The sequence below is a fragment of the Pseudoxanthomonas indica genome (assembly GCF_900167565.1).
Classification (GTDB): domain Bacteria; phylum Pseudomonadota; class Gammaproteobacteria; order Xanthomonadales; family Xanthomonadaceae; genus Pseudoxanthomonas_A; species Pseudoxanthomonas_A indica.
On sequence record NZ_FUZV01000001.1, the window covers coordinates 1,084,167 to 1,104,916 of the forward strand.

At 65.9% G+C, this 20,750-nt stretch carries 18 protein-coding genes; 8 read left to right on the plus strand and 10 right to left on the minus strand.

The window, feature by feature from the left end; all coding sequences use genetic code 11:
- Positions 1-7: 7 nt before the first annotated feature.
- The 6 genes from B5X78_RS05205 to B5X78_RS05230 all read left to right on the plus strand — a co-directional run bounded on the left by B5X78_RS05205 (position 8) and on the right by B5X78_RS05230 (position 6,932).
- Positions 8-1,843: an assimilatory sulfite reductase (NADPH) flavoprotein subunit gene (locus B5X78_RS05205; RefSeq protein WP_079724430.1), complete on the plus strand. Its 1,836-nt coding sequence runs from the start codon at positions 8-10 to the stop codon at positions 1,841-1,843.
- A 66-nt stretch (positions 1,844-1,909) separates the two neighbouring features.
- On the plus strand, positions 1,910-3,613 hold the full coding sequence (cysI, locus tag B5X78_RS05210; protein ID WP_079723383.1) for an assimilatory sulfite reductase (NADPH) hemoprotein subunit: 1,704 nt from the start codon (positions 1,910-1,912) through the stop codon (positions 3,611-3,613).
- Positions 3,610-4,332, plus strand: coding sequence for a phosphoadenylyl-sulfate reductase (locus tag B5X78_RS05215; protein ID WP_079723384.1), 723 nt, complete (start codon positions 3,610-3,612; stop codon positions 4,330-4,332). The genes cysI and B5X78_RS05215 overlap by 4 nt, the downstream gene beginning before the upstream one ends.
- A 176-nt stretch (positions 4,333-4,508) precedes the next feature.
- A complete protein-coding gene (locus B5X78_RS05220) occupies positions 4,509-5,771 on the plus strand; it encodes a sensor histidine kinase (protein WP_079723385.1) in 1,263 nt (420 codons plus the stop codon).
- Positions 5,761-6,528 (plus strand): LytR/AlgR family response regulator transcription factor, encoded by a 768-nt coding sequence (locus tag B5X78_RS05225; protein ID WP_229730925.1) that lies wholly within the window; start codon positions 5,761-5,763, stop codon positions 6,526-6,528. The genes B5X78_RS05220 and B5X78_RS05225 overlap by 11 nt, the downstream gene beginning before the upstream one ends.
- Positions 6,529-6,548: 20 nt before the next feature.
- Complete coding sequence (locus tag B5X78_RS05230) at positions 6,549-6,932, plus strand: hypothetical protein (RefSeq protein ID WP_229730810.1); 384 nt, start codon at positions 6,549-6,551, stop codon at positions 6,930-6,932.
- A 25-nt stretch (positions 6,933-6,957) separates the two neighbouring features.
- Here B5X78_RS05230 and B5X78_RS05235 read toward each other — a convergent pair whose 3' ends face one another.
- Positions 6,958-7,296 carry a hypothetical protein gene (locus B5X78_RS05235; RefSeq protein WP_217698638.1) on the minus strand — a complete coding sequence of 113 codons (339 nt, stop codon included), beginning with the start codon at positions 7,294-7,296 and terminating at the stop codon, positions 6,958-6,960.
- A 58-nt stretch (positions 7,297-7,354) separates the two neighbouring features.
- Positions 7,355-8,338 (minus strand): LysR family transcriptional regulator, encoded by a 984-nt coding sequence (locus tag B5X78_RS05240; RefSeq protein ID WP_079723388.1) that lies wholly within the window; start codon positions 8,336-8,338, stop codon positions 7,355-7,357.
- A gap of 180 nt (positions 8,339-8,518) precedes the next feature.
- Here B5X78_RS05240 and cysG point away from each other — a divergent pair, with 180 nt between their 5' ends.
- Together cysG and cysK are read left to right on the plus strand one after the other, a co-directional pair.
- Positions 8,519-9,967: a siroheme synthase CysG gene (cysG, locus tag B5X78_RS05245; RefSeq protein ID WP_229730812.1), complete on the plus strand. Its 1,449-nt coding sequence runs from the start codon at positions 8,519-8,521 to the stop codon at positions 9,965-9,967.
- 25 nt (positions 9,968-9,992) lie between these two features.
- On the plus strand, positions 9,993-10,949 hold the full coding sequence (cysK, locus tag B5X78_RS05250; RefSeq protein ID WP_079723389.1) for a cysteine synthase A: 957 nt from the start codon (positions 9,993-9,995) through the stop codon (positions 10,947-10,949).
- 1,153 nt (positions 10,950-12,102) lie between these two features.
- Here the strand turns inward: cysK and gloA2 are convergent.
- From gloA2 to B5X78_RS05295, 8 genes are all read right to left on the minus strand, one after another.
- A complete protein-coding gene (gene gloA2 / locus B5X78_RS05260) occupies positions 12,103-12,489 on the minus strand; it encodes an SMU1112c/YaeR family gloxylase I-like metalloprotein (protein ID WP_079723390.1) in 387 nt (128 codons plus the stop codon).
- 132 nt (positions 12,490-12,621) lie between these two features.
- On the minus strand, positions 12,622-14,169 hold the full coding sequence (locus B5X78_RS05265) for an MDR family MFS transporter (protein WP_079723391.1): 1,548 nt from the start codon (positions 14,167-14,169) through the stop codon (positions 12,622-12,624).
- Positions 14,170-14,312: 143 nt separating this feature from the next.
- The gene (locus tag B5X78_RS05270; RefSeq protein WP_079723392.1) at positions 14,313-15,407 is read right to left on the minus strand and encodes an HlyD family secretion protein; all 1,095 of its coding nucleotides are present in this window, start codon (positions 15,405-15,407) and stop codon (positions 14,313-14,315) included.
- Positions 15,408-15,415: 8 nt separating this feature from the next.
- Entirely contained in the window at positions 15,416-15,892 is a 477-nt protein-coding gene (locus B5X78_RS05275; protein WP_079723393.1) for a MarR family winged helix-turn-helix transcriptional regulator, read from the minus strand.
- Positions 15,893-16,095: 203 nt separating this feature from the next.
- Positions 16,096-17,100 carry a class I fructose-bisphosphate aldolase gene (locus tag B5X78_RS05280; protein WP_079723394.1) on the minus strand — a complete coding sequence of 335 codons (1,005 nt, stop codon included), beginning with the start codon at positions 17,098-17,100 and terminating at the stop codon, positions 16,096-16,098.
- A gap of 46 nt (positions 17,101-17,146) precedes the next feature.
- Positions 17,147-18,613, minus strand: coding sequence for a pyruvate kinase (gene pyk / locus B5X78_RS05285; protein ID WP_079723395.1), 1,467 nt, complete (start codon positions 18,611-18,613; stop codon positions 17,147-17,149).
- Positions 18,614-18,893: 280 nt separating this feature from the next.
- The gene (locus B5X78_RS05290; protein WP_079723396.1) at positions 18,894-19,538 is read right to left on the minus strand and encodes an HAD-IA family hydrolase; all 645 of its coding nucleotides are present in this window, start codon (positions 19,536-19,538) and stop codon (positions 18,894-18,896) included.
- Positions 19,535-20,710 carry a phosphoglycerate kinase gene (locus B5X78_RS05295; RefSeq protein ID WP_079723397.1) on the minus strand — a complete coding sequence of 392 codons (1,176 nt, stop codon included), beginning with the start codon at positions 20,708-20,710 and terminating at the stop codon, positions 19,535-19,537. The genes B5X78_RS05290 and B5X78_RS05295 overlap by 4 nt, the downstream gene beginning before the upstream one ends.
- Between the last annotated feature and the right edge of the window lie 40 nt (positions 20,711-20,750).

Here is a 20,750-nt window from a genome sequence, read left to right on the forward strand (position 1 = left end):
TGCCGCAATGACTGCTTCCCCCAACGCACTGGCGCCCAGCCCCTTGGCCGAGGAGCGTCGCGTGCTGTTGGCCCGGCTGGTCGACGGCTTGGATGCGCCCACCCTGTGGTGGTTGTCGGGATACACGGCCGGCCTGGCCCAGGGCCAGCACGGCCCGCAGCTGGCGGTCCTGCCTGGCGGCGTGGCCAGCGCCAGCCAGCGCCTGACCGTGGTCTACGGCAGCCAGACCGGCAACGCCCGTCGCGCCGCCGAGCAGGTGGCGCAGGAAGCCGAAGCCGCCGGCCTGCAGGTGCGGCTGCTGCGCGCCGACGCCTATGCCACCCGCGAACTGGCCAACGAGCGCCTGCTCTATGTGGTCATCAGCACCCAGGGCGAAGGCGATCCGCCGGATGATGCGATCGGCCTGGTCGAGTTCATCAGCGGCAAACGCGCGCCCAAGCTGCCCGAGCTCAAGTACGCCGTGCTCGGCCTGGGCGATTCCAGCTACGCCGATTTCTGCGGCATCGCGCGCCGGCTCGATGCGCGCCTGGCCGAACTAGGTGGACAGCGCCTGTTCGACGCGGGCCTGGCGGATCTCGATATCGACACCGTGGCGCTGCCGTGGCGCGCGCAGGCGTTGCAGCATGCGCGCGATGCCCTGAAAACCACGGCGGCTCCGCTCGCCACCGTCACCCCGCTGCGCCCCGCGCACGCGGCTGCCTGGACGCCCGACAAGCCGTTCGCCGCCGAGCTGCTGGCCAACCAGACGATCAGCGGCCGCGAATTCAAGGGTCCGCGCCATGGCCTGCACGGCGAGCGCGGCAAGGATGTGCGCCATATCGAGTTGTCGCTGGCCGGCAGCGGCCTGCTTTACGAACCCGGCGATGCGCTCGGTATCCGCCATCGCAACCCCGACGTGCTGGTCAACGCTGTTCTCGATGCATTGCGCCTGGACGGCGACGCCGTGGTCGAGCATGAGCAGCGATCGCTGTCGCTGCACGAATGGCTGGCGTCACGCCGCGAGTTGACCCGGCTTTCGCGCCCGTTCCTGGCCGAGCATGCCGCAGCGGCACGCGCCGATGACCTCAACGCATTGCTGGCCCCGGGCCAGCAAGCCGGCCTGGCGCAGTTGCTGCAGAGCCATCATCTGGTGGATGTGCTGCGTCGCTGGCCCACGTCATGGGACGCGCACGAACTGGTGGTTGCGCTGCGTCCGCTGGCGCCGCGCCTGTACTCGATTGCCTCCAGCCGCAAGCGGGTCGGTGAGGAAGCGCATCTGACCGTCGACGTGCTCGCCTACCAGGCGTTCGGCCAGCCACATCTGGGCGCGGCCAGCGGATTCCTGGCGGAACTGCACGAGGGTGGCCAGGCGCCGATTTACGTCGAAGCCAACGAGCGCTTCCGCGTGCCGGCCGATGGCAACCGCGACCTGCTGATGATTGGCCCGGGCACTGGCGTGGCGCCGTTCCGCGGCTTCGTGCAGGAACGTGCCGAAACCGGTGCGGCCGGCCGCAACTGGTTGTTCTTTGGCGCCCAGCATTTCAACAGCGACTTCCTCTACCAGAGCGAATGGCAGGACGCGCTGCGCAAGCGCGAGCTGCATCGCCTGTCGCTGGCGTTCTCGCGCGACCAGGCTGAAAAAGTTTACGTGCAGCACCGCCTGCGCGCCCATGCCCGCGAGGTGTACGACTGGCTGGAGAACGGCGCGCACCTGTATGTCTGCGGCGCGATCGCCATGGGCAAGGACGTGCACGCGACCCTGCTCGAGGTCATCGCTTCGCAGCGCGCCACCGATGCCGAAGGCGCGGCCGAGTACCTGTCGCGGCTGCAGGCGGAGGGGCGCTATGCACGCGATGTGTACTGACTCCCCACTCCAGGCAACCCACCAACTCCAACGCATAGCCAACACGTAGCCAATCCTCGCCAGCCCATGTCCAGCCACTCCGTCGAAGACATCAAATCCGAAAGCCGTCGCCTGCGGGGCAGCCTGCTGGACAGCCTGGCCGATCCGGTGACCGGTGCGCTGCGCGAGTCGGACCAGACCCTGATCAAGTACCACGGCAGCTACCAGCAGGACGACCGCGACCTGCGTGACGAGCGCCGCCGGCAAAAGCTGGAGCCGGCCTTCCAGTTCATGATCCGCACGCGTACGCCCGGCGGCGTGGTCAGCCCGGAGCAATGGCTCAAGCTCGATGCCATCGCCACCCGCTACGCCAATCATTCGCTGCGCATCACCACCCGCCAGGCCTTCCAGTTCCATGGCGTGATCAAGCGCGAACTCAAGCCGACCATGCAGGCGATCAATGCCGCGCTGATCGACACCCTGGCCGCGTGCGGCGACGTCAATCGCAACGTGCTGGTCGCGGCCAACCCGCTGCTGTCGCGCGCGCATGCGCAGGTGCAGGACTGGGCCGCGCGGCTGTCCGAACACCTGCTGCCCAACACCCGCGCGTACTACGAGATCTGGCTGGACGAGGAGCGCGTGGCCGGCAGCGGCGAGGAAGAAGAGCCGATCTACGGCGCCACCTACCTGCCGCGCAAGTTCAAGATCGGCTTTGCGGTGCCGCCGATCAACGACGTCGATGTGTTCGCCAACGATCTGGGCTTCATCGCCATTCTCGAGGACGGCCAACTGGTCGGCTTCAACCTGGTGATTGGCGGCGGCATGGGCGCCACCCATGGCGATGCCGAAACCTATCCCCGCGTCGGCAACGTGGTCGGCTTCCTGACGCCGGAGCGGCTGCTGGACGTTGCCACCGCCGTGGTCACCACCCAGCGCGACCTGGGCAATCGCGAGCTGCGCAAGCGCGCACGCTTCAAGTACACGATTGACGATCACGGGCTGGACAAGGTCGTCGCCGAGATTGAACGCCGCTCCGGCTTCACCTTGCAGGCGGCGCGCGATTTCCGCTTCGACCACAACGGCGATCGCCTGGGTTGGGTGGAAGGCGAAGACGGCCGCTGGCACCTGACCCTGCACTTCTTCTCCGGCCGCATTGCCGACACGCTTCAGCACAGCCACCTGACCGGCCTGCGCGAGATTGCGCGCGTGCACCGCGGCGAATTCCGCATGACCGCCAACCAGAACCTGGTGGTGGCCGGCGTACCCGGCGGCGAGCGCGAACGCATCGAGGCGCTGGTGCGCACCCATGGCCTGGACGATGGCCACCGCCTCGGCACCGCGCTCGCACGCGCGGCCGTGGCCTGCGTGGCATTGCCCACCTGCGGCCTGGCCATGGCCGAGGCCGAACGTTACCTGCCCGCTTTCAGCGCGCGCCTGCAACCGCTGCTCGACCGGCATGGCTTGAGTGAAGCGCCGATCCTGTTGCGGATATCGGGTTGCCCCAATGGCTGCTCGCGTCCGTACCTGGCCGAGATCGCGCTGGTCGGCAAAGCGCCGGGGCGCTACAACCTGATGCTGGGCGGTGACCATCGCGGCCAACGCCTGAACACCCTGTACCGCGAAAACATCAGCGAGGAAGACATCCTCGCCGCGCTCGACCCCTTGCTCGCGCGCTACGCCAAGGAACGCGAAGCCGGCGAAGGCTTTGGCGACTTCCTCCATCGCAGCGGCGTGATCGCCCTGCCGCCCTACCCCACCCACCGCCAGATTGCCTTGGAACTGCACGCATGAGCGCGCCGCAACCCGTAGACCTCCCCGCCCAGGGAGAAGACATCGCCAGCACCAACGCCGCGCTGGAAGCGCGCAGCGCCGAAGAGCGCGTGGCCTGGGCGCTCGCCAACGGACCGGCGCAACCGGCGATGTCCTCCAGCTTTGGCGCGCAGGCGGCGGTGCTGCTGCACATGCTCAGCCGGCAGCGGCCGGACGTGCCGGTCATCCTCGTCGATACCGGTTACCTGTTCCCCGAGACCTACCGCTTTGCCGACGAACTGGTCGACCGCCTCAAGCTCAACCTGCACGTATACCGCCCGTTGGTCAGCCGCGCCTGGATGGAAGCGCGCCACGGTCGCTTGTGGGAACAGGGCCTGGTCGGCATCGAGCAGTACAACAACCTGCGCAAGGTCGAGCCGATGCGGCGCGCCCTGACCGACCTGGATGTAGGCACCTGGTTCACCGGCCTGCGTCGCAGCCAGGCCGCCAGCCGCGCCAATGCGCCGATCATCGAATGGCGCGGCACCCGTCTGAAGATCAACCCGATAGCCGACTGGACCGATCGCGATGTCTGGCAGTACCTGAAACAGCATGACCTGCCGTACCACCCGCTATGGGAGGAAGGCTATGTCTCGATCGGCGACTTCCACACCACCAAGCGCTGGGAGCCGGGCATGCGCGAGGAAGATACGCGCTTCTTTGGCTTGAAGCGGGAGTGTGGGTTGCATCTGGATATCTGAAACTCCCGCCACCGACCGTGATGGCGGGTCCAGTGAGCAGCCACCGCTGACCGGCGAACAAATCCGGTCGTCGACCTGCCGGTTTCATCGCCCGATTCCCGGTTTCATCGCACCAGGCAGGACGCCCCGGCAAGGGACCGCTATGCTCCGCGGCAATCCAAGACCCGGAATGCCCCGTGTTCGCCAGCATCTACTTCGTACTCCGCATGTTCGCCGCCTGGGCCGTGGTCGCCGTCGTCGCGGGGCTGCTCTGGGGCGGCTTCTTCAACATCTTCGGCAATGACAGCGGCCCTGGGCCGGTGTTCGCCTGCCTGGTGCTGTTGACCGGCGTGGCGGTGTTCATCACCTCGGTCTCGCACATCCGGCGGGTCAGCCTGATCGCCGATCGCATCGACGCCACCACCCTGTCCAACCGCCACCGCCGCCAGATTGAAGTACCGCTGAGCGCCGATGAGGCCTTCGTGCTGGTCGAAGCTGCCGTGCGCGAGCTGCCGCGGGTACAGAGCGTGGAGAGTGCGAAGGACAGCCTGCAGGTGCGCGCCAAGCAGCTGCGGCTGGTGCCTTACAGCGACGAGAAGCCGGTGCGCTACAACCTGTCCAGCTGGCTGGGCTTCAAGCGCAACCAGGTAACGGCCACGGTGACGCCGGGCACGGGCACCTGCAGCGTGTCGCTGCTGTGCGAACCCGAAGCCGGGGCCTGGGCGGATTTGCTGAAGGTCGACGACGGCACCAATCTGGAGAACGCCGAAGCCCTGCTGCGCGCCCTGGCGCGGCGGGTGGGCGAAGGCCGCCGCCAGGAACAGGTAGTCAACACGCGCACGGTCACCGAGAAGGAACTGACCGTGGCCAAGCTGCACATGCTGCAGGCGCAGGTGGAGCCGCACTTCCTCTACAACACCCTGGCCAGCGCGCAGGTGCTGACCCGCACCGATCCGCCGCGTGCGGATCTGATGCTGGGCCATTTGATCCAGTACCTGCGCCGCTCGCTGCCCAACGTCGACGATCAGATGTCGACCCTGGGCGAAGAGATGGAACGTGCCGAGGCTTACCTGGAAATCCTCAAGATCCGCATGGGCCAGCGCCTGCAGACGCATATCGATGTGCCGGAAGCGCTGCGCGGTGTGCGCATGCCGTCGATGATGCTGCAGACGCTGGTGGAGAACGCCATCAAGCACGGGCTGGAAGCCAAGCCCGGCGGCGGCACCATCTGGGTGCTGGCGCGCGAGCAGGAAGGCCAGGTCGCGCTCACGGTCGCCGATGATGGCATGGGTTTTGGTTCGCAGAGCAGCGGCACCGGCATCGGCCTGAAGAATCTGCGCGAGCGCCTGCGCCTGACTTACGGCAATGCGTCGTCGTTCGCCATCGTCTCCAACTTCCCCAACGGCGTGGCAGCGACGTTGACCTTGCCGCTGGGCGCCACGGGAGAGGATCGTGGTTAAGGCCGTCATCGCCGAAGACGAGGAACTGCTGCGCACCGCGCTGGCCTCGCTGCTGCGCGACGTCTGGCCTGGCCTGGAGCTGGTGGGCGAATGCGAGGACGGCGCCAGCGCGCTGGAAACCATCGCCGAGCAGCAGCCGGACGTGGCCTTCCTGGATATCCGCATGCCCGGCTTGACCGGCCTGGAAGTGGCGCAGGCGCTGGCCGAAGTCAGCCCGCACACGCAGGTGGTGTTTGTCACCGCCTACAACCAGTACGCCATCGATGCGTTCGAACAAGGCGCCATCGATTACCTGCTCAAGCCGATCACCCGCGAGCGCCTGCTGACCACGGTGCAGCGATTGCAACAGCGCGGCAATGGCCATCCGGATGCGGCCACGTTGGCGGCGCTGCTGCGCCGGCTGGGCGCGCAGGCGCAGACGCCGACGCGGCCACCGCTGGTCTGGATCACCGCCAGCACCGGCAAGGACACCAAGCTGATCCTGGTCGATGATGTGGCCTACTTCCGCGCCGACAACAAGTACACCGTGGTGATGACCGCCGAAGGCGAAGCGCTGTTGCGCACGCCGTTGCGCGAGCTGCTGGAAGCGCTGGATCCGCAGGGCTTCAAGCAGATCCACCGCTCCACCATCGTCAACCTCAAGGCCATCGCGTCGGTCACCCGCGATGACACCGGCCGCGGCATCGTCAAGCTCAAGCAGCGTCCGGAAACATTGATCGTCAGCCAACCCTTCATGTCGCTGTTCCGCGGCATGTGAGCACTCTTGCGAGGATTGTCATGCAACCCTTCGATGCCGCACTCAGTTGGCTGTTCTCCGCCTGGCAGGCTGTGTTGAGCTGGCTGCTGATCCTGTTGTCCGTCGCCAACCCCGCGCCGACGGTCACCTCCACCGTTCGCGACAACGACAACGGCGTGGACCGCCTGTACAGCCAGTCGCGCGCGCAGAATGGCCACGGACGCTTTGAATGCCTGGCCAGCCAAAGCGGCCAATGCCATTACCTGATCCTGGATCGCGATTGTCAGCCGGGCCAGGCGTGCCTGGCCGCGAAGCCGCAGGTATTCAGTGTCGCCGTGGGCCGGAGTGTCGAACGCAACGGCCTACCTACGCGCCCGCATATCTGCGTGGATGCGCAGTCGCCGCGCGAGTGCGCGCTGCCTTGAGGCGACGGTTTCGCCGTAGCCGTGGTCAGGTATGCGCGTGCTCGAACTTCTTGTAGCCGCAGCCAATGCACTTGCGGTACACCGCGCCATGCCGGTTGATGCGTGGTCGCGTCCATAGCCCACCGCAGCCGCAACGCTGCTCGCGCCCCAGCGCCCAGCGATAGAGTCGCCAGCTGGAATGCAGCGCCCAGGCCGTGCCCAGCAGGATCGCCAGCAGGAAACTGATCGAGGCGGTGCGTCCACTGGTCAGGCCTGCCCAACCGGTATGGGTGCGGGTGATGGTTTCGGCGATGACCAGGCCACCACCGACGATCAGCACCGCCGGCGCGTACAGATGCAGCACCATCCTTGTCATCAACTTCATCGACCTGACCCCCAGCCGCACCTGTTGCCTGGCGCAATTGTAAGACCGGCGACAGCCCTCAGGTGGTGATGGATTGGGTCAGTGTTTCCCACGTGGGCGGCGCCGGCCAGTCGGCCACCTGGTTGCCATCCAGCACGCGTCGCAGGTCGCGGCGATCAATCTGCGGTGCCAGGGCGGTCACCAGCTCCAGGGCGTAGTCGCGCAGGACGCGCTCGCGCGGCAGCACGGCCCAGGCGATGCAGTCTTTCACTTCCTTGGGCGCGGGCCAGCTGCGCAGGTCGGTGTCGGCGCCGTTGACCGCCATCTCCGCCAGCAGGCCAACCCCCAGGCCGGCGCGCACGTAGGTCTTGATCAAGTCGGCGTCCAGCGCGGTGACCGCAATGGTCGGTTCCAGGCCGGCGCTGGCAAAGGCGCGCTGCAGCGAGGAACCCGGGCGGGTGGAGGAGTCGTAACTGATCAGCGGCAGGTCCACCAGGTCGCGGATGGCCGGCGCGGGGCCGTCGTGATCCAGCGCGTGGCCACGCGGCACCAGCACCAGCCGGCGCCAGCGATACAACGGCACGGCGATGCCGCCCTGCGGTTCGTCGCCCGCGGTGCTGATCACCGCGATGTCGGCATCGCCCTGGTTCAGTAGATCCAGTGCAGTGCTTTCGGCGGCGTGTTGCAGGTGCACGCTGACCTGCGGATAGGCGCGCTTGATTTGCGCCACCGCCGGCGGCAGCACGAAGCGGGCCTGGGTATGGGTGGTGGCCAGGATCAACTGGCCCTGGCTTTCGCGACGCTGGTTGGCCGCGTAGGTGCGGATGTTGTTGGCCTCGGCCAGCACGGCGCGGGCACGGTCGATCACTTCGCCGCCGGCCGGGGTCACCGCTTCCAGGCTGCGCCCCTTGCGCACGAAAAGCAGGAAACCCAACTCGTCTTCCAGTTGCTTGAGTTGCTTGGACAGGCCGGGCTGGGTGGCATGCACGCGCGCCGCCGCCAGCGTGATGTTGAGATCAGCGTCGGCGATGGCCACCAGGTAGCGCAGTTGCGTAAGGGTCATCGAAGGGGCCCGTGGGGAGTCGCGCTGTTCAGGCGGCGGGAGTTCCGACTGTAGAGGAATTGATCCGAACGTAACGCCGCAGCCTTATAACTGCAAGACATGAGCCATATGGCGCAAGTTATTTCCTTGTCCTCATGCCGGGCGGATAGGGTCATAAGCCATCTCCAGCAGCCCGCCGCCGTGGCCAGCGCCCTGTTCCCGTTGTTTGCCGACCTGCATGACCGTCCGGTATTGGTGGTCGGCGGCGGCGCCGTGGCCGAGCGCAAGTTGGCCGCCTTGCTGGAAGCCGGCGCGCTGCCGCGCATCCAGGCGCTGGCCTTGTCGCCAGCCATCCAGGCCTGGCTGGATGAGGGACGGGTGACGTGGATCGGTCCACGCTTCCATCCGCGTGCGCTGGAGGATGTCTGGCTGGTGGTGGCCGCCACCGACGACCCGCAGGTCAACCAGGAGGTGGCGGCGGCGGCGCAGCAGCGCCGGGTGTTCGCCAATATCGTCGACCATGCCGAATTGTCGAGCGTGCACGTGCCGGCGCGGGTGCAGCGGGGTGACTTGCAGATCGCGATCTCCAGCGGCGGCGGCGCACCGATGGTCGCGCGTCATTTGCGTCGGCAACTGGAGACCTTCTTCGATGATTCGTGGGGCGCCTTGACGGCGCTGTTCGCGCGTCATCGCCAGGCGATTCGTGCGCGTTATCCGGACACGGCGCAGCGGCGGCGTTTTTTCGAGCAGGTGCTGCAGGGTGACCTGCCGCGCCTGCTGCGCCAACGCCAGCAGGCGCGCGCGGAACAGTGGTTGGAGCAGGCGCTGCGTGACTCGCCTGCGCGCAGCGTCGGTTCGGTGGTGCTGGTCGGCGCCGGTCCGGGTGATCCGGGTTTGCTGACCCTGCATGCCTTGCGCGCGATCAATGAAGCGGACGTGATCCTGCATGACCGCCTGGTCAGCGACGAGGTGCTGCAACTCGCGCGCCGTGATGCGCAGCGCATCGAGGTCGGCAAGTCCGCCGGGCACCACAGTGTGCGCCAGGAGGCCATCCACGAGCTGATGCTGGAACACGCGCGCGCAGGCCGGCGCGTGGTGCGCCTGAAAGGCGGCGATCCGTTTGTCTTCGGTCGTGGCGGTGAAGAGCTGCAGGTGCTGCGCGCGCACGGCATCGACTTTGAAGTCATCCCCGGCATCACCGCCGCGGTGGCCTGCGCCGCCTATGCCGGAATTCCGCTTACGCACCGCGACCATGCGCAATCGCTGCGGCTGGTCACTGCGCATTGCAAGGATTCGCTGGACACGCTGGACTGGCCCGCGCTGGCACAGTCGCGCCAGACCCTGGCTTTCTACATGGGCGTGGCCGGGTTGGACACCATCCAGGCCCGCATGGTCGCCGAAGGCTGTCCGCCTTCCACGCCGTTTGCGTTGATAGAGAATGGATCGCGCGCCAACCAGCGGGTGCTGGCCGGTCGCCTGGAGCAGTTGGCGGTGGCCGCGCGTGAACATGGGATTTGCTCACCTGCTTTGCTGATCATCGGCGAGGTGGCCGGGTTGGCCGTGGACCTGCACTGGTTCGGCGCGCCTCCACTGTCCGCGGACCAGGCGCGTGCCCTGCCGGTCCACACCTCCTTGCCGCACGCTGCATAACGACATCCACCTGGAGATTTCCCGCATGGCCATTTACGACAGCATCCTCGACACCATTGGCCGCACCCCGGTCGTCAGGCTCAATCGCGTTGCGCCGAAGCATGTGCAGCTTTATGCCAAGGTGGAATCGTTCAATCCGGGCGGCTCGGTCAAGGATCGCCTGGCGTTGGCCATCATCCTGGATGCAGAGAACAAGGGACTGCTGAAGCCGGGCGACACAATCATCGAAGCCACCTCCGGCAACACCGGCGTGGCGCTGGCGATGGTGGCGGCCGCGCGCGGTTACAAGTTCGTGGCGGTGATGGTGGAGACGTTCTCCATCGAGCGCCGCAAGTTGATGCGCGCCTACGGGGCCAAGGTGATCCTGACGCCGGCGGCCGAGCGTGGCAGCGGAATGGTGCGACGTGCCGAGGAGTTGGCCAAGCAACATGGCTGGTTCCTGGCGCGACAGTTCGCCAATCCAGCCAACCCGGCTTATCACCGGCAGACTACGGCCGCGGAAATCCTGCGCGATTTTGCCGGGCTGCGGCTGGATCACTTCGTTACCGGTTGGGGCACGGGCGGTACGTTGACGGGTGTTGGCGAGGTGTTGCGGGTGGCGCGTCCGGAAGTACGCATCACCGCCAGTGAGCCGGCCGGTGCATCGTTGTTGCTGGGCAAGGAATGGGCGCCGCACAAGATTCAGGGCTGGACGCCGGATTTCGTTCCGGAAGTTCTGAACCGCGAAGTGGCCGATGAGGTGCTGCCGGTGGATGACGTGACCGCCATTGCCGTGTCGCGTCGCCTGGCAGCGGAGGAAGGCATCTTCGTGGGCATTTCCGCAGGTGCCACGGTGGCCGCTGCTTTGCAGGTGGCGGAGAAGGCCAGCGAAGGCAGCGTCATCCTGGCGGTGCTGCCGGATACCGGTGAGCGTTACTTCTCCACGCCATTGTTCGAGGGCGTGAATGAGGGTTCTGATGACGAGTGGCTGACGTCGTTGTAAGCGACTCGATGTGGGTGAAGGGAAAGCCAGCGGAATACATTCGCTGGCTTTTTTCTTGGCTGCGATGTCCGGTTGCGGATCTTCGTTCCTGCCTCGCCTCGCCTTCACGGTTCGGTGGCGCCGCTAGGCATGCTTGCCTTCTGAGCTCGCTCGCTGGCTGCTTCTTGCTTGCCGCTTTCCGCTTTCCGCTTTCCGCTTGCTGTTTGCTGTTTGCTGTTTGCTGTTTGCTGTTTGCAGTTTGCAGTTTGCTGTTTGCTGTTTGCTGCCCGTGGGTGATGGCCGATGGTCTCCGTGGGTTTGCTTGGAGCGGTGCGCTCGCGGGTCCCGGGGCGTCGCGCCCGCCGCGCTGCGCGCCGCGGGTCCGTGCCGCCGGAGCTAAGTTTCGGATGGCACATCCTGTGCCAGCCGAAACCGTCGCGCATCCGTGCGCGACGCCCTGCGGGTTTACGCTCCGCCAGCACCGCTCCGAGCGGGACCCGCAAGCGCACCGCTCCAAGCAAACTGGAAACTTTGTCGGCATGCACAGAAACTGCAGGTCCTTGGCCGCCCAGCCTTCCAGCCTTGTGGCTTGCTGGTCTCCTGACCTTCTGCCTTGCTGCCACGCCGATCTATCGGTCTCCTGCACTACTAGACCCGCTAGCCCCGATAGCCCCGATAGCCCTGATAGACCTGCTAGCCCCGATAGCCCCCGATAGCCCTGATAGCCTTCCTAGCCCTGATAGCCCTGATAGCCCTGCTGACCCTGATATCCCTGCTAAACCTGCTGGGCCCGATGGCCCGATGGCCCGATTGTTGGTGGTTGGTGGTTGGTGGTTGGTGGTCGGTGGTCCGTTGTTCTGCTGGACTGCTGGTCTGATGTCGGCAATCACGCGGTTGTCAAGGAAGGTTGCTTGGAGTGGTGCGCGCTTGGGTGCCGCTCGGAGCGGTGTCGCCGGAGCGTAAACCCGCAGGGCGTCGCGCACGGATGCGCGACGGTTTCGGCTGGCACAGGATGTGCCATCCGAAACTTAGCTCCGGCGGCACGGACCCGCAGCGCGCAGCGCGGAGGGCGCGAAGTCCCGGCACCCAAGCGCGCGCCACTCCAAGCAGCCGGCACGCGCACTATCCGATCACGGGCCTCGCGCGCACGAACACGGACCGAACCAGCGCCCCGTCAAGCTTCGTAGAGCTCCAAAGGAAGGTCATCGGGATCCGCGAAAAAGGTAAAGCGCTTGCCCGTGTATTCGTCGATGCGGATTGGCTCGCAAGCGACCCCATTGTGTTCCAGATGCGCGACGGCCAGGTCGACATCGTCAACGCGGAAGGCAAGATGCCGAAGCCCTGCTGCTTCCGGTCTGGATACACGCGATGGCGGCGAGGGAAAGGAGAACAATTCGATCTGCGTGGTGTCATCCACGCGCAAGTCGAGCTTCCAGGAATCGCGCGCTTCGCGATATACCTCGGCGATCACTTGCAGGCCCAGGACTTCCACATAGAAGCGTTTCGAGCGCGCGTAGTCGGACGCGATGATGGCGACGTGGTGCAGGCCGGATATTTTCATGCCGTCAGCCTGCGCCACAGGGAGCGGGGAATCAACTCGCGGCCGCGAACTGGCGAACCGCGGTCGACACGCGGGTGTATGGCGCAACTATCCCTGATGCGCCGCAAGCGATGCGATCGCGCGCAGTGATGTTCAGTGCGCTGCAGCGGCGTCCGCGCCCGGGTTTCCACCGGCAGGCGCCTTGCCGCTCTGCATGAAGAACACCAGCGGCATCGAGAGCAGGGTCAACACCATCATCAGCTTGAAATCATTGAGGTAGCCGATGGCGGCCGACTGCTTCATGACCTCGGCATTGAGCAGGGCCGCGCCGGTGGTGGTGGCCGGATTCCAGGCCGCTGGCAGCGCTGCCAGTTCCGCGCCGAAGGCGGGAATGCGCGAACCGATTTCGGCGTGATTGATCTGCATCGCACGCGACAGCAACGTCATCACCACCGAGATACCCACCGAGGAACCAATGTTGCGGACCAGGCTGAAAAGGCCGGCGGCTTCGGTGCGCTGGTGCGGTTCCAGGGTGGCGTAGGCGACGGTGGAAATCGGCACGAAGACCAGCCCCAGGCCCATGCCCTGGATGACGCCCAGCCAGATGATCGAGCTCATCGAAGCAGTAGGTCCGAACAGGGTCATGCCATGCAGCGAGATCACCATCAGACCCATGCCGACCAGGATCGGAATGCGCGCGTCCACCCGGCCCAGCATGCGACCGACCAGCATCATGGTGAACATGGTGCCGATACCGCGCGGAGCCAGCACCAGACCAATGGTGAGCACGGGGTAGTTCATCAGCGTGCTCAGGTACGGCGGCAGCAGCGCCAGCGTGGCGAACAGCACGATGCCGACAATGAAGATCAGCGCACAGCCGACGGCGAAGTTGCCGTTCTTCAACAGGCTCAAATCCAGCAGCGCATGTTCGCGCTTGTTCCACCACCACAGGCCGTATCCCCACAGCGCGAGCAGCGCGAGCGCGGCTTCGATCTGCACTTCCAGGCTGCCGAACCAGTCTTCGCCCTGGCCGCGGTCGAGGAACAGCTGCAACGCGCCGATGCCCAAGGCAAGCAGGCCCAGGCCGATGCCGTCGAGCGGGCGTTCGTGCGGCGCATCTTTCTTGACGCTGGCCATGATGCCAATCAGCGCCAGGATGCCGATCGGCAGGTTGATCAGGAACACCCAGTGCCAGCTGTAGTTCTGGGTTAGGAACCCGCCCAGCGGCGGGCCCAGGATCGGGCCGATCATGATGCCCATGCCCCACATGGCCATCGCCGCGCCATGTTTCTCCTTGGGGAAGGAATCCAGCAGCAGCGATTGCGAGATCGGCACCAACGAGGCACCGAACACGCCTTGCAGCACGCGGTAGAACACCATTTCGCCGATGCCGCTGGCGATGCCGCACAGCAGCGAGGCGACAGTGAAGCCGGCGACGGCGATGATCAGCAGGCGGCGCCGGCCCAATCGGCCGGCCAGCCAGCCGGTCACGGGCGTGAGGATCGCGGCAGCGACGATGTAGCTGGTCAGCACCCACGACACCTGGTCCTGGGTGGCCGACAGCGAACCCTGCATGTCGGGCAAGGCGACGTTGGCGATGGTGGTGTCCAGCGCCTGCATCAGCGTGGCCAGCATCACCGAGATCACCAGCAAGGTGCGGTTGCCACCATTCTCGTTGGAATTTTCAAGTCGGCTGATCATGGAGTGGGCCGTTACGGGCGACAGCCGCGCATAGGCGCGGCCTGGCCAGGTTTGAACGGGGTCACCCCGAGCGCCGCGGCATCACCGCGACTCCACCACAGCGCCACAGGCTTGCCTGACGACGCTCGGAATGACGTAACGAATCAGCGTGCAGCCGTGGACTTGCCCGCGGTCGCGCCGCCGTCGACCAGGTCGACCTTGACGTCGGCGCTCATGCCGGCGCGCAGCTGCGGTGCATCGGCGCGGTTGGCGTCGTCGATTTCCAGACGTACCGGAATGCGCTGCACGATCTTGACCCAGTTGCCGGTGGCGTTCTGCGGCGGCAGCACGCTGAACTCCGCGCCGGAAGCCGGTGCAATGGAAGCCACGTGGGCGTGCCACTTCACCCCGGGATAGGTGTCCACTTCCACCAGCGCCTTCTGGCCCACGCGCATCTTGGTCAGTTCGGTTTCCTTGAAGTTGGCTTCCACCCAGATCGGCGCGGTCGCCACCAGCGGCATGGCCGCCTGACCCACGTTGATGTACTCGCCGGCCTGCAGGTCATGCATGCCGATGATGCCGTCCACCGGTGCGCGAACTTCGGTATGCGCCAGATCCAGCTTGGCCTTGGCCAGCAGGGCGAGCGCGCCGCGGTAGCCCGGCAGATCCTGCAACGGCGTGCCGGCGTTGCCGCTCAGGATCGCGCTGGCTTCGGATTCGGAGGCAATGGCATCGGCCAGATCGGTCTTGGCCTCGGCCACTGCATGGCGCGCGTCGTCGAGCATCTTGCGGGAAACCAGTTCCTGGGTCGCCAGTTGTTGCATGCGCACCAGATCGCGCTGCGCCCAGGCCAACGTTTCGCGCTTGGCCGAGACCGACGTGCCGGCGCCGGTCACCTTGGCGCGGTTGGCAAAGGTACTGTTGGCGACATAAGCCACGGCCGCTTCGTTCTGCGCGATGGCCAGTTCCAGCGGCTCGGCGTCGATGCGGAACAACAGGTCACCCTTCTTGACGGCCTGGTTCTGGCCGACGGCCACTTCCACTACCCGGCCGCCCACCTGCGGTGCAATCAGGATGCGGTCGGCCTTGATGTACGCGTTGTCGGTGCTCACTTCGCGGCTGGAAACCACATATTCCCAGGCGAAGAAGCCGAGCACGGCCAGCGGTGCGGCAATCCACAGCCACACCGGCACGCGCCGGCGCTTGGGTGCAGTCGAGGTGCCCGCCTGTTCGGCGGCGGCATTGATTTTGGTGGTCATGGTGGTGGTCAGCTTTTACGGAGGGAGGACTCGCCGCGGCTGGCGCGATCGAGTTGGGAAAGGGTTTCGCGGATTTGCGACAGCACCTGCAGCGTGGTTTGCAGTTCGACCGTATCTACTTCGGCCAGGCTGTCTTCGCGCAGGCTGATGGCGACCTGTTCGATTTCGCCCATGATTTCGTTCGATTGCGGCGACAGATGCAGGCGCCAGCAGCGGCGGTCATCGGGATCGTTGCGACGTTCGACAAAGCCGGCCTTCTGCAGGCGGTCCACCACCCGGCCGACGGCGATGGGCTCCATGTCCATGACATCGGCCAAGGCGGCCTGGGTCATGCCCTCTTCCTGGTGGATGCGCTTGAGTGCACGCCATTGCACCCGGGTCAGGCCCAGATGGGCGGCACGCCGATCAAACACCCGCCCATACAGGCGGCTGAGGTCGGCGATCAGATAGCCGATGGTGGCAGGGCTGCAGGCTTCGGTATTCATGGGTGCCTATGATATAGCTGCTTAGGCAATAATATAGATGTAAGCATATGCCTGTTCAGCTGCTGTGACAAGACTCACGTTGCCGACCCTTCCCTCGCTTGCGGGGAAGGCTGGGGTGGGGGCGCCTTTCGCGCAGCGCAGCGGCCCAAAAAAAACGCCGGCACTGGGCCGGCGTTTTCCTGGAGGTTGCGGGTGAAGGCGGCTCAGCCTTCCCACTTGCCCTGTGCGGCCAGGCCGTTGTCCTTGGCGCGGGCGTAGACGGTGCCCTGCGCCTTGCTGAAGTTGCCCTTCAGGTCTTCGGACCACAGCTTGAGCGCGGCCGACTGCATGGCGCGGCCATACGAGAACGACAGCGGCCACGGCAGCGCGCCTAGCTGGTTCATGGCGTTGAGATGCGCGGTGGCGTCTTCATCGCTCTGGCCACCGGACAGGAACACGATGCCCGGCAGGATCGCCGGCACCGTGCTCTTCAGGCACATCACAGTGGACTCGGCGACTTCATCCACGTCGGCCTGGTCCGGGCAATCCTTGCCGGGGACGATCATCGAGGCCTTCAGGATCGTGCCTTCCAGCAGCACGTTGTGCTCGTACAGCGCGGCGAACAGCGAACGCAGCACGGCTTCGGTGACTTCGTAGCAGGTCTGGATGTCGTGTTCGCCATCCATCAACACTTCCGGCTCGACCATCGGCACCAGGCCGGCTTCCTGGCACAGCGCGGCGTAGCGGGCCAGCGCATGCGCATTGGCTTCAATCGCGGTGCCGGTGGGAATGTCGTCGCCGATGTTGATGACCGCGCGCCACTTGGCGAAGCGTGCGCCCAGAGCGTAGTACTCCTTCAGGCGATCACGCAGGCCGTCCAGGCCTTCGGTCACCACCTCGCCCGGGCAGCCGGCCAGGGCATGCGTGCCCTTGTCGACCTTGATGCCGGGGATGATGCCGTTCTTGGCCATGTACTTGGCGAACGGCGTGCCGTCCTTGGTCGACTGGCGCAGCGTTTCGTCATACAGGATCGCGCCGGAGATGTAGTCGCTCAGCTTGGGCGTGGTGAGCAGCAGCTCGCGGTAGGCGCGGCGATTCTCTTCGGTGTTCTCGATACCCACGCCGGCAAAACGCTTGGCGATGGTGCTGGTGGATTCGTCGATCGCGATGATGCCCTTACCCGCGGCCACCATGGCCTGGGCGGTTTCGGCAAGCTGTTCGATGCTCATGTGGGTCCTGGAAGCGCGGCGGGAAAGATACCAATTATAGCCCAGTTCAAAGCTCGCCCAGGCCCTCGACCTGGCCCTGCTGGCCAATCTGCAGCAGGCGCAGGGTGTTGGTGGCGCCATGCTTTTCCATGTGATCGCCGCTGGTGAAGATGATCCGGTCACCCTCCACCAGCAGTTGTCGGTCGGCCAGGCAGCGGGTGGCTTCGCGGGCGGCTTCGCGCGGGGCCAGGCCGCGGCTGTCGAAGGCGATCGGGAACACATCGCGCATCATCGCCATCTTGCGGCGCGCACCGTCGTGGCGGGAGAACGCATACACCGGCGCGCGGGCGCGGAAGCGCGACAGGTAGCGGGCGGTGCCGCCGGATTCGGTCATGGCGACAATCGCGCGCACGCCGATGTGTTCGGTCAGGAACATGGCGGCCATCGCGATCGCCTGGTCCGCACGCGCCAGATCACGCGGCGCCTTCTCGAAGTCGGTGTCGGTCTCGAACTGCTTCTCCGCGCCAAGGCAGATGCGCGCCATCGCTTCGACCGCACGCACCGGGTAACTGCCGGCGGCGGTTTCGGCCGAGAGCATCACCGCGTCGGTGCCGTCGATCACGGCGTTTGCCACGTCCAGTACTTCGGCGCGGGTGGGAATCGGGCTGTCGACCATCGACTGCAGCATCTGCGTGGCGGTGATCACCACGCGGCCACGCGCCAGCGACTCGCGGATGATCTTCTTCTGCAGGCCGGGCAGTTCGGCGTCGCCGATTTCCACGCCCAGGTCGCCACGCGCCACCATCACCACGTCGCTGGCATCAACGATTTCGGTGAGGTTCTCGATCGCCTCGGTGCGCTCGATCTTGGACACCAGCGCGGCATCGCAGCCGTGTTCGCGGGCGATGCGGCGCGCTTCGTTCATGTCTTCGGCGTTGCGGCAGAACGAAACGGCGATGAAGTCCACGCCAATCTCGGCGACGATGCCGATCAGTTCCTTGTCGCGCTCGGTCAGCGCGCCCAGCGACAGGCCACCGCCCTGCTTGTTCAGGCCCTTGCGATCAGACAGCACGCCATCGTTGAGCACGGTGTTGACGATGCGCTCGCCTTCCACCGACACCACCTGCAGCTGCATCAGGCCGTCATCGAGCAGCAGCACATCGCCCGGCTTCACATCGCCGGGCAGGCCCAGATAGCTCACGCCCACCTGGTTGACGTCGCCGGGAGGCGCATCGGCGCTGGCGACCAGATCAAAACGCGCGCCGGCCTTGAGCACGACCTTGCCTTCGGCAAAACGCTCGATGCGGATCTTCGGGCCAGGCAAGTCGGCCAGGATGCCGACCTCGGCGCCGGCACGCTGCGCTGCCGCGCGCACGGCGGCGGCACGCTTGGCCTGGCCGGAGGGATCGCCATGCGAGAAGTTCAGGCGCACCACATTGACGCCGGCGCGGAACAGTTCGTCGAGCACGCCCGGCGGGTCGGTAGCGGGGCCGAGGGTGGCGAGGATTTTGGTGCGGCGCTGGCGAGTAGTCATAAGGCGGGTTTCCTGTGATCGCGCAAACGCTACCACACCCGTACCACTGTGCGATGTCCGCGACCAAGCCGTGCAAGCGCGGGCGAGTACGGCCTCCATCCAATCTCTCCGCGCGTTTGCGGAAAGCCTTGTTTTCTAGTGCTTTCACGCACCCACAACGAAATCCGACATTGGTATTTTTTTGGTCTAGTGACCGGCAAGAATTGCTGCGCACGCACAGACCACTGCAATGCCACCGCGCAAGAAACGTGGCGCCTCGTTCGCCGTCGACCCGCCCGGCTCAGGCCTGCAGCAGCAAGGCCAGGTCGGCCGGCGTGGCGGCCAGGCGGCGTGCGCCGGCGGTGCGCAATTCGACTTCGCCGCCAAATCCCCACAGCACGCCGACACTGCGCATGCCGTGGTGCTCGGCGCCTTCGATATCCATGCGACGGTCGCCAATCATCCAGCAGTCGGCGGCATTGACGTCAAGCCTGCGCAGGGCTTCGTCGATCAGTTCGGGCTTGTGGCTGCGGCTGCCATCGGCGGTGGCGCCGATCACGTCTTCGAAGCAATGACCGAACGGCAGGTGCGAGACGATACGGCGCGCGTGTGGCTCGTTCTTGGCGGTGACCACGGCCAGCCGGTGGCCGGCGGCATGCAGGGTCTCCACCACCTCGCCAATGCCCTCGTATTGGGTGTGCTCGGTCCAGCCATGTTCGTCGAAGCGGACCAGGTAGTGGGCCACGGCCTGTTCCACCCGCTCGGGATCCACCAGCAACGGGGTAAAACTGTTGCGCAGCGACGGACCGATCCAGCCACGCAGTTCCGCTTCTTCCGGCACCGGATGTTCCAGTTGCTCCAGTGCATAGGCCACACAGCGGGTGATGCCGACGGCCGAATCAATCAGCGTGCCATCAAGATCGAAGAACAGAATGGAACGACTCACGAACCGCGCGCCTCCAGCGCCGCGACGGCCGGCAAGGTCTTGCCCTCCAGGAATTCCAGGAACGCGCCGCCGCCAGTGGAGATGTAGCTGACCTGCCCGGCGATGTCGTACTTGTCCACCGCCGCCAGCGTGTCGCCGCCACCGGCAATGGAGAACGCCTTGGAATCGGCAATCGCGCGCGCCAGCGTTTCGGTGCCGCCGCCAAAGGCGTCGAACTCGAACACACCCACCGGGCCGTTCCAGACCACAGTGCCGGCGTCGGCAATCAGCAGCGCGTAGCGCGCCGCGGTCTGCGGGCCGATGTCCAGGATCATGTCGTCATCACCCACCGCGTCGACCGCTTTCACGGTGGCCGGCGCATCGGCGGCGAAGGTCGGCGCCACCACCACGTCCACCGGCACCGGGATATCGGCGCCTCGCGCCTTGGCATCGGCCATGATCTGCCTGGCGGTATCCAGCAAATCGGCTTCGTACAACGACTTGCCGACCTTGTGTCCGGACGCGGCGATGAAGGTGTTGGCGATGCCGCCGCCGACGATCAGCTGATCAACCTTGCCGACCAGGTTGGACAGCAGTTCCAGCTTGGTCGAGACCTTGCTGCCCGCCACGATCGCCAGCAGCGGACGCGCCGGTTCCTTCAAGGCCTTGGCCAGGGCATCCAGCTCGGCCATTAACAGCGGGCCACCGGCAGCGACCTTCGCCTGGCGAATCACCCCGTGGGTGGAGGCCTGCGCGCGATGCGCGGTGCCGAAGGCGTCCATCACGAACACATCGCACAACGCGGCGTATTTCTTCGACAGGGCTTCGTCATCCTTGCCCTCGCCCACGTTCATGCGGCAATTCTCGAGCAGCACGACCTGGCCGGGCGCAACCTCGACGCCGTCCACCCAGTCCTTGACCAGCTTCACTTCCTGGCCGAGCAGCTCGGTCAGGCGTGCGGCCACCGGCGCCAGCGAATCGGCTTCGCTCCACACGCCTTCCTTGGGCCGGCCCAGGTGCGAGGTGACCAGCACCGCCGCGCCCTTCTCCAGCGCCAGCTTGAGGGTGGGCACCGAGGCGGTGATGCGTTGTTCGGAAGTGATGCGGCCATCTTCAATCGGTACGTTCAAGTCCTGGCGGATCAGCACACGCTTGCCGGCAAGGTCGAGATCGGACATGCGGACGATGGACATGGGGCATTCCTTCGGAACTGGGGAAGACCCCTATTGTCCC